General features: G+C 40.7%; 8 protein-coding genes. All 8 read right to left on the bottom strand.

All coding sequences use genetic code 11. The features are described 5' to 3' along the window. Nucleotides 1-5: 5 nt before the first annotated feature. The 8 genes from uup to WA256_RS12000 all read right to left on the bottom strand — a co-directional run bounded on the left by uup (nt 6) and on the right by WA256_RS12000 (nt 14,608). Entirely contained in the window at nt 6-1,916 is a 1,911-nt protein-coding gene (gene uup, locus WA256_RS12035) for an ATP-binding cassette ATPase Uup (RefSeq protein ID WP_062564472.1), read from the bottom strand. Between the two features lie 17 nt (nt 1,917-1,933). After that, nucleotides 1,934-2,164 (bottom strand): glutaredoxin family protein, encoded by a 231-nt coding sequence (locus WA256_RS12030; protein WP_335991740.1) that lies wholly within the window; start codon nt 2,162-2,164, stop codon nt 1,934-1,936. After that, complete coding sequence (gene rlmKL, locus WA256_RS12025; RefSeq protein ID WP_335991738.1) at nt 2,157-4,274, bottom strand: bifunctional 23S rRNA (guanine(2069)-N(7))-methyltransferase RlmK/23S rRNA (guanine(2445)-N(2))-methyltransferase RlmL; 2,118 nt, start codon at nt 4,272-4,274, stop codon at nt 2,157-2,159. Before rlmKL ends, WA256_RS12030 begins: the two co-directional genes overlap by 8 nt. A gap of 178 nt (nt 4,275-4,452) precedes the next feature. Continuing rightward, nucleotides 4,453-4,983: a cell division protein ZapC domain-containing protein gene (locus WA256_RS12020; protein WP_055022164.1), complete on the bottom strand. Its 531-nt coding sequence runs from the start codon at nt 4,981-4,983 to the stop codon at nt 4,453-4,455. A 120-nt stretch (nt 4,984-5,103) separates the two neighbouring features. After that, a complete protein-coding gene (gene pyrD / locus WA256_RS12015) occupies nt 5,104-6,114 on the bottom strand; it encodes a quinone-dependent dihydroorotate dehydrogenase (RefSeq protein WP_054561585.1) in 1,011 nt (336 codons plus the stop codon). Nucleotides 6,115-6,228: 114 nt separating this feature from the next. After that, nucleotides 6,229-11,067, bottom strand: a complete 4,839-nt coding sequence (locus tag WA256_RS12010; RefSeq protein ID WP_062564475.1) for an NAD-glutamate dehydrogenase — start codon at nt 11,065-11,067, stop codon at nt 6,229-6,231. A gap of 212 nt (nt 11,068-11,279) precedes the next feature. Continuing rightward, nucleotides 11,280-13,604, bottom strand: a complete 2,325-nt coding sequence (locus WA256_RS12005) for an efflux RND transporter permease subunit (protein ID WP_335991735.1) — start codon at nt 13,602-13,604, stop codon at nt 11,280-11,282. Continuing rightward, entirely contained in the window at nt 13,604-14,608 is a 1,005-nt protein-coding gene (locus WA256_RS12000) for a WD40/YVTN/BNR-like repeat-containing protein (protein ID WP_269408018.1), read from the bottom strand. The genes WA256_RS12005 and WA256_RS12000 overlap by 1 nt, the downstream gene beginning before the upstream one ends. Nucleotides 14,609-14,641: the final 33 nt, after the last annotated feature.

The following is a 14,641-nucleotide window of genomic DNA, read 5'->3' as shown; positions in this document are numbered from 1 at the left end:
CCTTACTACTGATTCTTTAAATCTTCGAGTTCTTCCCAGCGCTCAAAAGCGACTTCAAGCTCAGACTCTAACTCGGCTAAATGGTTCAATGCTTCTGTTGTAATTGCAGCATCTTGCTTAAAAAAGTCAGGGTCATTAACCACAACTTGCTGAGCGTCTAACGCTTTTTCAAGTTGTTCCACTTTACTGGGTAATTCTTCTAATTCAAGTTTTAATTTGTAAGAGAGTTTATTACTTTTCTTTGGTGTTTTATCTTGGCTAACAACGGCCGGCTTTTCTTGCTTAATTTGTTGCTGTTGTTGTTTTTCTTGCTCAGCTAAATGAGCGGCATACGCTTCATAGTCGCTATAGCCTCCGACAATATCGGTGATCTTGCCGTTACCTTCAAATGCCCATACAGAATTACAAGTATTATCAATAAATTCACGGTCATGGCTTACAATCAGTACAGTGCCCTGATATTGGTTAATGATCTCTTCTAAAAGCTCTAAAGTTTCAATATCGAGGTCATTGGTAGGCTCATCGAGAACAATAATGTTAGATGGCTTTAAAAATAACTTTGCTAATAATAAGCGGTTTTTCTCACCACCTGAAAGCGCTTTTACTGGCGTACGCGCTCTTGCCGGTGGAAATAAGAAGTCTTGCAAGTAACCAAGCACATGACGTGAGCGCCCGCCCATCATAACTTCTTGCTTACCTTCAGCTACGTTATCTTGTACTGTAGCTTCTTCATCAAGCTTTTGACGATACTGATCAAAATAAGCAAACTCTAAGTTAACACCTTGCTTAACACTGCCGCTATCTGCTGTTAGGTCACCAAATAAAATTTTAAGCAGTGTTGTTTTACCAATACCATTTGGCCCAACAAGGCCAACACGATCGCCACGCATAACAAGGGTTGAAAAGTCTTTTGCGATGACTTTATCTTTAAATGCATGACAGATGTTTTTCGCTTCGAATACTAATTTACCTGAACGATCTGCTGTTTCAATATTGAAATCGGTTTTACCTACCTGATCAACACGCTGCTTACGCTCTTTACGTAACTCTTTTAAAGCACGTACACGGCCTTCATTACGCGTTCTACGTGCTTTAATACCTTGGCGGATCCACGCTTCTTCTTCTGCTAAGCGCTTATCAAATAATGCGTTTTGTGTTTCTTCTACTTTTAGATCATGCGCTTTTTGTTCAAGGTACGTCGCGTAATCGCCAGGGTATGAAACCAGCTTACCACGGTCTAAATCAAGAATACGGGTTGCAACTGCTCGAATGAATGCACGGTCGTGAGAAATAAAAACGATGCCGCCTTTAAACTCTTTTAAAAATTGCTCAAGCCAAATAACACTACTCATATCTAAGTGGTTGGTAGGCTCATCAAGTAGCAGTAAATCGGGTTCACTAACCAAGGCTCGTGCAAGAGCAACTTTACGTAACCAACCACCCGATAATGATTCAAGCTTGGCTTCTGGGTCTAGCTCTAAACGAGATAAAACGAGCTGAATACGGGTATCAAAACGCCAGCCATCAACGGTTTCTAATTGATTAGATAAACGCTCTAATTTGTTAAGCAATTTATCGTTATAGTCTGTTTGCATTTGATTACTAACTTGGTGATATTCTATCAGTAAGTTAGCAATGTCAGGCATGCCCTGCGCGACATAATCAAATACTGAGCCTGCCGCCCCTTTTGGTGGATCTTGCTCTAAACGAGAAATGCGAATACCGCCTAATTGGTTGATTTCGCCATCATCCAATGTCACTTGGCCATCAAGCACTTTTAGTAGTGTTGATTTACCTGCACCGTTTCGACCAACGATACAAACACGCTCACCTGACTCAATAACGGCATCGGCATCATCTAGTAGTGGATGCGTACCATAAGCGAGTTGAGCTTTGGCTATTCTGATTAAATCCATCGTGATTACTACTCTTATTATTTATTATCAGCAATAAATTGCGCTAATTGCTCAGCATCAAAAGGCCAAAATAATTTCTTGCCTTGATGAGATTCCACAACCGGAATACTGGTTTGGTAAAGTTCAATCAGCTGTTCACTGTCCATAATATCTTTTGCTACAAACGAAGCGTTTGTAGCAATTAATAATTCATCGGCCATTTCACACAGATGACAGCCATCAGTGTGGTACAGGGTAAAGTTAGCCATGGGTAATAAGCCAGCTATTATGAATTTGCTTATTACGTTTAAAATCTGGTGATAAAGTCTTGTCAGAAATGTTTTCTGCTTTTAAACCCAGACCCATTAGCCCTACTTCATCCATGCTAAAGCCACGCTTATTGTTTGAGAATATAAGCGTACCGTTCGGGCTTAAAATTTTCTTAACCCAGGTAAGTAGTTTGATATGGTCGCGTTGTACATCAAACGCATCTTTCATACGTTTTGAGTTTGAGAACGTCGGTGGATCTAAGAAAATTAAATCATATTGGCCTTGTGCATACTCAAGCCACTTCAAGCAGTCTGCTTGCTCAAAACGATAACGGGTATTACTGATATCATTCAGAGCAAAGTTTTCTTGCGCCCACTTTAAGTAGGTTTTTGACATATCAACGGTGGTAATGGCTTTAGCACCACCCACAGCAGCATGCACAGATGCGCTGCCTGTATAAGCAAACAAGTTTAAGAAACGTTTGCCTTGTGCGTTTTGTTGGATATAACGACGAGCTAATCGGTGATCTAAAAACAAACCAGTATCTAAATAATCAAATAAGTTTACTTTGAATTTAGCGCCAAACTCTTCAACTACTTGAGTACGATTTTGTTTTGCTACCTTGGTATATTGCTCTTCACCTTTTTGCTTTTTACGCACTTTAACTGCAATATTTTCTGGTGCTATCTTTAACTGATCAGCGGTCAAGCTGATCACATCTTGCAAACGTTTTTGAGCCGTATTGTCATCGATTTCTTTCGGTGCAGCATATTCAAAAATAACCGCTGAATCATCGTATACATCAACAGCTACGTTATATTCTGGAATATCCGCATCATAAACACGGTAGCAGCTTACTTCATTTTGCTTTAACCAGTTCTTTAAATTTTGCTTATTTTTCTTTAAACGGTTTGCAAAGGCTGTTGAACCTTCAAAATTAAGAGCCGGCTTATCTTCTTTGCTAAGTTCTACTTGTTTATCGTCAAGTTGGTAAAGATTTAATACAACATCTAACGGGCCATTTTTAAACTTATAGCGTTTTAACTTAACTAACTTTAATAACTTAAATAAGCTTTCGTCAGTGCCAAGTAAAGCAAGTTTCCAATGATTAAAGTGCTTTTTGAAGCCAACACCTAAGCTACGGTGTAAGTTAACCAGCTCAGCCATTGAGCCTAAACGTTCGCCATAAGGTAAGTTTGAAATCACCACACCAGGTAGTTTCGCAACTGAGGTTAACTTAGTGGCATCACTTTGTTTAAACTTAATCACATTACCAAGGTCAGCACGCTCTGCGTTTTCTTGCGCTTTTGAAATCACACTGGCGTCAATATCATGGCCAATAAGCCAAAGTTTAGGATCTGTAATTTGTGCAGTTAGTTCTGCTTTTAATTCTTTGTACTTTTGAATACGGAAACTAGGCAAGCGCTCAAAGGCAAAGCCTTCACGGAATAAGCCCGGCGCTTCATTGCGTGCCATGCTTGCGGCTTCAATTAAAATGGTACCCGAACCACAGCATGGATCGAATAAAGGTTGTTGTACGTTTTCAAGCCAACCACTTCGTTTTACAAGGGCTGCAGCTAAATGCTCTTTAATCGGCGCTTTGCCTTGATCTTGACGATAACCACGCTCAGATAAACGCGGGCCTGAATAATCGATATAAAGCGCAACACCTTGACGATTCAACCTTGCTACAACACGTACATTGGCATTGTATTTATCAACATCAGGACGTTGCTCGAATAAATCCGCGAAATAATCAACAATCGCATCTTTTACAACTAGACCTGAAAATTGCGTATTTTTTAAATCGTTATTAGTACCACTAAAGTCAACAGCAAAGGTTTGTTTAGGGCCAAACCACTCCTGCCAAGGCTGCAAGCGCGCAAATTGATAAAGGCTGTCTTTGTCTTTTACGCCTTCCTTTTCTTCTATCAGCATCATGATACGAGTCGCAAAACGGCTCGATAAACAAATCTTTTGTGCTAATAAGCTATCTGCTTCAAAACGTACAGAGCCCACGGTTTGTTTTGAGACTTCTGCACCTAGTGCTGTAAGCTCATCAACAAGTAAATTTTCTATTCCGATAGAAGTAAGTGCGATAAATTGCAAAGTAAAAACCCTTAAATGCTAATTGCGCAGGATTATAGCATAGCTTGGCGAACAAAAACGCCAACATTTGCAGGGATATTAGCTGGATTTTTACTTAGCTCACTAGGTTACGAATCTCTCGCGGCGATTAAATCGCTCCTAAAGTGAACAAATTTCAATTCACAAAGGTCAACACGCCCTAGGCAGATTTAAACTGTTTTTGTTGAATATAAACAGGATGGATACGGTTATTTAAAACCTTAATAGCCTCAAACTGTTCAAGAGAAAGGTTTTCGTCTAGTTGAAAGTGTTGGCTTAGGTTAATACACACTGAGGCTTCGCTTGAGTGATCAACAATCAAAAACTCACCTTCTTGTGCCTGTGAGCACAACTTCACTACAGCTTCGACACTTGGTTGGCTACCATGATACTCATGAAAGAACCAACTTTTTGCAAGTACTGGCTTTAAATGAAATTTGACCGCAGTAGCATTTAGCGCGATTTGGCAAAGCTCTGCAGGGTTCCATAGTGAGAAAGTTTCGAGGTATTGATAAACTTGCTGATAAAATGCAGCGTCTTCAAGGCTAAAGTTAGGCTCTTGTAAAACAGCATCGGTGAGTTGGCGAAGTTTGTAAGGCGTGCACAGTTGCATATCTTGGTCTAGGTCAACCAAAAGACGATTATTTTTTGCACAAGCAAGCCATTTCCATTGCTTAGATGCTTGTAACATGTCTCCTCCCTAACGAATAAATACTGTGCGCATAATCACAAATTATAACTAAAGCAGACCATTAATAAAATGATTTCTTAGAACATTTTATTAATGATCAATTGCTTAGATAACTGATCCTTATAAGCTGTTAAGGATCGTTTTTACCAATTCTGGGCCTTTATAAATGAAACCAGTGTAAACTTGTACAAGGTCTGCACCTGCTGCAAATTTCTCTTTTGCCGAATCAGCATCGTCAATACCACCCACACCAATAATAGGTAGTTTACCTTCGGTTAAACGCTTAAGTTCACTAACCACGTGGGTTGAACGCTGACGGACAGGCTGGCCTGATAAACCACCCGCTTCATTTGCGTATTGTTGACCTTGGACCATTGCACGCTCAAGTGTGGTGTTTGTAGCAATAACACCATCGATCTTATTGTTGATCAATGACTCACTAACTTGGCCGATTTGTACTTCATCAAGATCAGGGGCGATCTTAACTAGCATAGGCACTTGCTTGTTATGTTTAGCAACTAGATCAAGTTGTTCATTCTTTAAGCTTTGCAATAAGTCATCAAGCGCTTCGCCGTATTGTAAATCACGAAGACCTGGGGTATTCGGTGAAGAAATATTTACTGTGATATACGATGCATGCTCAAATACTTTACGCATACAGTGAATGTAATCATCTTTACCCTGCTCGTTTGGTGTATCTTTATTTTTACCAATATTAATACCTAGAATACCGTCGTATTTCGCTGCTTTAACATTGTTAACTAGGTTATCAACGCCCTTATTGTTAAAGCCCATGCGGTTAATAATCGCATTTGATTCAGGTAAGCGGAAAATACGCGGCTTGTCATTACCCGCTTGAGGACGTGGTGTAACAGTACCTACTTCAACAAAACCAAAACCCATTTGCGAAAATGCATCAATACACTCGGCATTTTTATCTAAGCCTGCCGCTAAACCTACTGGATTTTTAAACTCTAAACCTAAAAAATTAACGGGTTTATTAGGGACAGATTGAGACCACGCAGCACTCAATGGCGTATGAGCAAATCGGCGTAAATTATTAAGTGCAAATTCATGAGCCCACTCCGCATCACGGGTAAACATAAAACGGCGAGCTAGATCATAAAACATGGTTTGTTCCTTAGGTAAAAATAAACAAGGTAGCCGTTTATAAACGGACCATTGCAAATTAAGGGCAAAAAAATACCCCAGCGAGCTGGGGTATGTATTTTAACGACTTTTCACTTATTTGGAAGTGTCACAGTTGTGGCTTAACAACATTAGTTCACGAAGTGCCACTGAGAACTTCGCAAAATCATGGCTTTGCGATGTTTTGAACTCAGATAGCATCTGCTTCCAACGTTGTAATAGTAGATCTTGGTTATCCATCCACTCATCAATTTGTGCATCAATGTCTTTGCTGTCTGCAGCAAAGCTATTAAGTACCACAGCTGATAATGTACGTTGTTGCCAATCCAGCTCTTCACGGTAAGAAGCACGAGCAAGTGCTTGCCAGTGGTTCGCAACTGGTTGGTTGGTGATTTGGTCAAGGAACCAATGTAAGCCCATACGCGCACCTAGCTTGAAGTAGGTATTAGAAACCATATCAATGCTACGCTCTGAATTGTTAGCGATTTCAGCTAAGTCCATTACAGAGAATAAGCTTGATAGTGACACAATACGTGTTGCAAGTGCTTTTGGTACATTGCTGTCAATTAGCTTATCTGCCGCTTTAACTAGGCGCTCGCTTTCTTTTTCAACCATGTAGCTGTTTAAGTTTTCACTTAAATCAGCAAATGTTGGTGCAAAGAATTCAATTGCTTGCTCAATCGTTTGTGCTTTATTGCGATGACGTAAGAACCAACGTGTTGCACGACGAACCGTACGACGTAATTGATATAGCATTTCTGTTTGTACAGCTGCTGGGATCTTATTATCAAGTGCAACAATTGATGACCATGTTTCTGGCATCTGGAACACTTCTTTTGCAATTGAGTAGCAAAGTGCGATTTCAGCTTCGTTAGCACCTGTTTCTTCGTGCATACGAACCATAAAGTTAAGACCCATATCGTTAACGATGTTGTTTGCAAGTTTCGTTGCGATAATCTCTTTACGAAGTGGGTGGTTATCCATTGCATCGTTAAACTTCTCACGAAGTGGCACTGGGAACGACTTAACTAATAACTGACGGTAGTAAGGGTTTTCAGTGATTTCATCAACCACTAGAGACTCTTTTAATACCATCTTCGCGTAAGAAACAAGTACAGAAAGCTCTGGACGAGTTAAATCTTTACCCGCTGCTGCGCGCTCTGCAAGTTCTTCATCCGTTGGGATGAACTCAATTGCACGGTTAAGCTTGCCATCTTTTTCAAGGGCATGGATGAAACGTACTTTTTCTTTAAGCGTAGACGTACCTTTTGATTGAGTAATCGATAAGGTATGCGTTTGACGATAACAGTCTTTTAATACTAACTCAGACACTTCATCAGTCATTGAATAAAGTAACTCATCACGCTGTTTACGTGTTAAGTCACCTTCAGCAACTAGGCCATTAAGTAAGATTTTGATGTTTACTTCGTTATCTGAACACGCAACCCCACCTACATTATCGATGAAGTCAGTGTTAACACGACCGCCTTTAGCCGCAAATTCGATACGACCTAATTGAGTCGCACCTAAGTTACCGCCCTCACCTAGGATCTTCGCACCAAGCTCAGAACCGTTAATACGAAGTGCATCATTCGCGCGGTCACCCACATCAGCGTCAGTCTCTTTAGAGTTCTTGATGTAAGTACCGATACCACCATTCCAAAGTAAATCAAACTCCATCATTAGAGCTGCTTTGATTAACTCGTTAGGTGTCATGCTCGCTTTCTTAGTGCCAAGCATTTTCTTCATTTCTGGGCTTAAGCTAATTGATTTAGCCGCACGAGAGAAAATACCACCACCTTGAGAAATGAGGTCCTTGTTGTAATCTTCCCAAGAAGAACGCGGTAGATTAAATAAACGCTCACGCTCTGGGTAAGATGTCGCTGCATCTGGGTTTGGATCAACAAAGATGTGCATGTGGTTAAACGCTACTTGTAAGCGAATGTGCTTAGAAAGCAACATACCGTTACCAAACACGTCACCCGCCATGTCACCGATTGCCACAACAGTGAAATCAGTTGTTTGACAGTCAATATCCATTTCACGGAAATGGCGCTTAACAGATTCCCACGCACCTTTTGCAGTGATACCCATTTTCTTGTGGTCGTAACCTACTGAGCCACCTGATGCGAATGCATCACCTAGCCAGAAGTTATATTCATTTGCGATGCCGTTAGCGATATCAGAGAAAGTCGCAGTACCCTTATCGGCAGCAACAACTAAATACGGGTCATCTTCATCATGACGAACAACATCAACTGGAGGCACAATCTCACCACGTTCAATGTTATCTGTGATATCTAATAAACCACGGATGAAAATCTTGTAGCACTCTTGGCCTTCTTTGAAGAATGCTTCACGGTCTGTCGGTAGCTGTTTACATACGAAACCACCTTTCGAACCGACTGGCACGATAACCGTGTTTTTAACTTGTTGTGCTTTAACAAGACCCAGTACTTCAGTACGGAAGTCTTCACGACGGTCAGACCAACGTAAACCACCACGAGCAACTTTACCACCACGTAAATGCACACCTTCAACGCGCGGCGAGTATACAAAGATCTCAAACGCAGGCAGTGGTAATGGCATTTCTGGGATCATAGAAGGCTGAACTTTGAACGATACATATGACTTAAATTGGCCATCAGCTTCTTTTTGGAAGAAGTTCGTTCTAAGAGTTGCATTGATCATATCAACGTATAAACGGATGATACGGTCATCATCTAGGTTTGCTACGTTTTCTAGTTCAAGATTAACTTGTGCAACTAGCTTCTCAAGTGTCTTTTCACTACCAGGGTTCTTAACTGAGAACTTTTTAGTGAATAAGTTAACGATTTGAGATGCAATGTGTGGGTAATTTGCAAATGTGCTTTCGATGTAAGTTTGCGAGAAAGTTACACCAATTTGACGCATGTATTTAGCGTAGGCACGAAGAATAGACGCTTCACGACCTGTTAAGCCACCCATTAATACTAAACGGTTGAAACCATCATTTTCTAAACGGTTATTCCACACGTTCGTTAACGCTGCACGGAAACGCGCTGAGACTTTATCAAAGTCAGCAATGCCCTTGTTGTCAATTAGCATGGTGAAGTCCATGATCCAATTAACTTTACCGTCAGTCGTTTTCACAGAGTAAGGCGTTTCACCCACTACGCGTAAACCAAAGTTTTCTAACATCGGCATTACGTCAGATAAGTGGATTGGCACATCTTTATGGAATAAGCTTAAACGAACAACATTTGTGTTTGCTTCTTCTTGTGGACGGTAGAACAACATCTCAAGTTTGTTCTCGTCATTCAGAAGCTCTAGCTTTTCAATATCAACAACCGCTGCACTTGGTAAAACCTGATCTTTATACGCACTTGCAAACGCTTGTGCATATTTACGGTTTAGTTCTTTACCGCGTGCTTCACCTGCGCTTTCAAGTAGTGCAGATTGGAGTCTATCTTCCCAAGTACGGGCAGCTTCAATTAGGTTGTTTTCGATGTCTTTCACGTTATATTCAATATTATTGTCAGTCACACGCACCGTGTAATGTGTACGGGCTAATGTTGACTCAGAGAAGAAAGTAGTAAATTCGACTTTATCGTCAGAATTAAATGCATTGGCTAAGATACGTTGCGTTTCACGACGTAGTGCCGTGTTATAGCGCTCACGCGGAACATATACCATGCAAGAGAAGAAACGGCCATATGCGTCTTTACGCACAAAAATACGGCACATATCACGCTCTTGTACTTGTAATACACCCATGGCAACTTCAAGTAGTTCAGCTTCACGTGCTTGCACAAGCTCATCACGTGGATACGTTTCTAAAATATTTAATACCGCTTTGTATGCATGGGTGCCTTTAGCAAAGTCACACATTTCCATAATGCGGTTAATCTTACTTTTCAGTACAGGTACATCAGCGGCGCTGTTGTTGTAAAAGCTTGATGAGAATAAACCAAGGAAACGGTCTTCACCAATTACGTTGCCCTCATCATCAAAACGCTTAATACCCACGTAGTCGATGTATGCAGGTCGATGTACACGAGACACTGAATTTGTTTTCGTTAAAATTAATAAGTTGCTGCTACGCGCTTCTTGGCGCGCTACTTCAGGTAACTCAGAAAGTAAGCGGCTATGCTCTTCGTCTGTGTTTTTCATTAGACCAAGGCTAGTGCCCTTTTTACCTTTTAACTGGTAATCACCTTGCACTGGCGAAAGTTCATACTCACGGTAACCCATTAGCGTAAAGTTATCTTTAGCTAACCAGTCTAAAAACTCTACCGTTTCTGCAACTTCGCTTTCGTTATTATTATGGTGGCGTTTAGGTAAGTCTTTCGTTACCGCAATTAGCTTTTCACGAATTGGCTGCCAATCTTCTACAGCGATAGATACGTCAACTAACACAGACTCAAGTTCTTTTTTGAAAGACTCAATTACTTTTGCATCTGTTTGACGATCAATTTCGATAAAGAACACAGTTTTTGTCGACGTTGATTCTTGCTCTGCTTTTAAGCTTGAAATACCCGTGATTTTAGCATTTTTATCACGTTGGATTTTCAGCGGAGAGTGAAGTAATAAGTGAGAAGCGATGTTTGCGCGGGTCATGGCCATACGCACAGAATCAACGAGGAAAGGCATGTCTTTCGCGATGATTTCAACAATAGTGTGCGATGACTGCCAGCCATCTTTTGCTACTTCAGGATTGAAAACACGGACAACCGCGTCATCAGAATTATTTTTTTCTAGCGAGTTCCATAGGCTTAGTGCAGCGCCATATAAGTCACTATCGTTGCGATGAGCCAAATCCTCTTTAGACATATTGCTGTACAAGGCTTTGGCGAATTTCTCAACGAGTAACACATTATCAGCGTGAACTTTTTTCTGGATCAGCTTACAGACATTATCTAAGATAACCGAGGCTTGCCCTTCATTTCGTGTCATTGTATGTTCCTTAATCTATACTACTTATCGATTAGTAGAATATTTGTACAGCCATTTATTAGCGTGGAGTCAGGTAAATTCTAACTCTTTTACAGCTAATAAACAGCCTTTTCGATGAAATCATTTTAAGCTTTTCAGCTATTTGGTCATCTATTCACAAAATATAGATATAAATGGCCATTACTGGCCATATTGGAGCACAATTATTCACATTATTTTTTCTGGTCAGTCCAGAGGAAGCTACCAATTGCAGGTAAAAGTAGTACTGCACCCAACATGTTAACCAAAAACATGAAGGTTAGCAGAATACCCATATCCACTTGGAACTTCAGATCAGAGAAAATCCATGTGCTAACACCAATGGCTAAGGTAATACCTGTGAACAGCACTGCACTACCACGCTCTGCTAATGCATTACGATAAGCCACTTCGAGTGCCACACCTTGTTTTAGCTGCCCCATCATTGATGAAAGTATGTAAATCCCGTAATCGACACCAATACCAACACCTAAAGCGATAACTGGTAATGTCGACACTGTTAAACCTATTTCAAGTTGTACCATCAACGCTTGCGCTAAGGTTGATACGATGTACAGAGGTAATACAACCGCGACCGTTGCCTTAACACTTCTAAAGCTAATTAAGCATAGCAGGATTACGGCGCCGTAAACGTAAAGCATCATCGGTAGCTGTGCAGCCGATACCGATTCGTTCGTTGCAGCCATTACACCGACAGGGCCTGACGCTAGTTTAAACTTTAATTCATCGGTTTCTTCAGCCTTAGCAAACTCTTTAACTTTAGCTACCACATGGTCAATTGTTTCTGCTTTGTGGTCATTTAAGAAAATAATCACAGGCATTACAGAGCAGTTTCCATCAAGTAAACCTGAGCTTGTTTCAACCCGTGAAGTAGCTTGCACTAAACTTGCCGTATTGCGCGGCAAGCTTTGCCATTTTAAGTTACCTTCGTTGAAGCCGGCGTTCACAGATTGCGCAACTGAGCTTAAGCTCACAGCAGATTGTACCCCTGCAACGTTTTCCATCTGCCATTGGAAACGACTAATACGCTCCATAACATCATGCTCAGTACACGCAGCAGGATACGCTTCTACAATCACTTTTAGGATATCTGATGAAATGGTGTATTTATCAGAAATCAAAAAGGTGTCTTGGTTATAGCGGGCATCTTGGTGCAAAGATGGCGCACCAGCATGTAAGTCACCAATACGCATTTTGTCAGCTTGCCAGTAACCCACTACAAATAACACAGCCGTAAAGACGATAATAAAACCAGCTGTTTTACGATCAGTCGCTTTTACTAATAGCTCGCGTAACTTGTCTAGTAGATTTGGTTTGTCTGTGTGAGTACCTGCTTGAATACGCACAGAACCTTCAAAACGCATGTACGATGCCCATACAGGTAATAAAATTAAGTTGGTGAAAATAATTACCGCTACACCTAAACTCGCTGTGATAGCAAGTTCACGAATAATACCAATATCAATGGTGAGTAAGGTTAAGAAACCAATTGTGTCTGATAGCAGTGCAATACCACCTGGGATCAGAAGTGCTCTAAAGCTTGCCTGACAACAAACCCGAGTTGAACTACCCGTAGACACTTTTTTACCGATGTCATTAATCATTTGCACGCCATGGCTTACACCAATCGCAAACACTAAAAACGGCACTAAAATTGACATAGGGTCTAAACCAAAGCCTAAGCTTGAAAGCAAGCCTAACTGCCAAACAACAGCAATGATTGAACAGGCAATTGGTAAAATAGTCAGTTTTAAAGAATGGCAGAACAGCCAAACCATTACGAATGTGAAAGCAATGGCAATAGCAAAAAATAACAGTACGCCTTTAGCCCCCTCTGCGACATCCCCTGCCATTTTCGCAAAACCAATAATATGAATACTAACCTTGTCAGTACTTAGCGGTTCACGAACTTGTGTTTCTAACTTTTCAGCAAAGGCTAAAGTATCTAGTTTTTCTTGCGTTTGTGGATCAGTTTCGAGTAGCTGGGCTGTCACCATCGCACATGAGTAGTCACTGGCAATCATACGGCCAACGACTTTTGCTTTTTCGATGTTTTCTTTTACAACCGCAAGACCACGTTTATCAGCGGTAAAGTTTGCTGGAATAATTGGACCGCCAGCAAAACCATCTTCAACCACTTCAACAAAACGCGCACTCGGTGCGAAGATTGAATTAACTAACGGACGATTTACACCCGGAATAAAGTAAAGCTGATCATGAACTGCTTTAAGTTGGGTGAAAAATTCCTCATTAAAAATATCACCATCTGCATCACAGACAGAAATCAAAATGCTGTTAGCTCCGCCAAACTGTTTTTCATGTTTGGTGTAAACTTTCATGTAGTCATGATTAAGCGGAATATTTTTATTAAACGACGCGTCTAATTGAATTTGTGTTGCTTTGAATAATAAGAAACAAGTGATCAAAGCAAAGGAAATAATTGCGAATAAGCGATGACGAAACACCGCTCTTTCTAAAATATCTAAAAAACCACGCATTACGGATTCAACTCCTTCACTTTAATGCCATTTTCTGAAGCCATAACTAGTTTGTCTTGAAACACAACACCATCAAGTAACGATTTACCATCGGCCATTTGTTGTTCTGATAATTGGCCATCTTCAATTTGGAAAATCACCCCGCTGTTGGCAAATAATAACCACTGGTTGTTGTATTTAATCGCGCTATTCACGGTTGCATAATTGTCGTGTGGTATTTGTTGCCATTGATCACTGCCAGCTTGGCGAGTGAAAATGTTGCCTCGAAGGCCTGCAACTAGGTCTTCACCACCTTGATCCGCAGTTGACGCAAACGTAAAGAAAGAGCCCATATAGATCTCTTCAAGACGCTGCCAGGTTTGACCATTGTCGAAACTTTGTGCCATTAAACCCATTTCACCGGCTAGAAATAGACTCTTATCGGTTTTAACGATGCGATTAAAATGCGGCAGTATTGAAGCAGTTTCAATTTCATAGCCTTCTGGGTCACTGTCTTTTAAATCATTTAGGTATTCACGGTCTTCTTCAAATAACAAACTATCTAAAAAACGTTTCTGCCAAGTTTGGCCACCATCGTTAGTTTCAAAAAACATTCCGTATGCACCAACTGCATAGCCATGTTTTTCAGTAGTAAATAAAATATCTAAACATGGCTTATCCATGTTTGGTAAAGATTGCTGTAACTGCCAGGTTTTTCCTGCATCCACTGTGTTAATGATGGTTGCATCATGACCACATGCCCAGCCTAAATCGTTATTATAAAAATCAACGGCTGTTAGCAGCACTTGAGTAGGCACACTGGCTTGTTGCCAAGTTTGAGCGTCTGTACTTGTGATAACCACACCGTGTTTACCAACTGCAATGAGATTTGGGCCAGCTAGTTCAATGTCGGTGAGAAGAGTTTTGTTTGCGTTAACAGCGCTAATCGCTTGTTGCGGCATAGGCATGTCTTGAGCAAAACATGAAGCACTATAAGCAAGACAGGCATAAAGCAAATACTTCATAAAGATAAATCGCCTTCGAAAAAATAAAAAGAG

The sequence above is a fragment of the Pseudoalteromonas sp. CH_XMU1449-3 genome, assembly GCF_037027245.1.
Lineage (GTDB): Bacteria > Pseudomonadota > Gammaproteobacteria > Enterobacterales > Alteromonadaceae > Pseudoalteromonas > Pseudoalteromonas shioyasakiensis.
The sequence above is the reverse complement of the archived record's forward strand: the minus strand, read 5'-3'. Positions and strand labels throughout refer to the sequence as shown.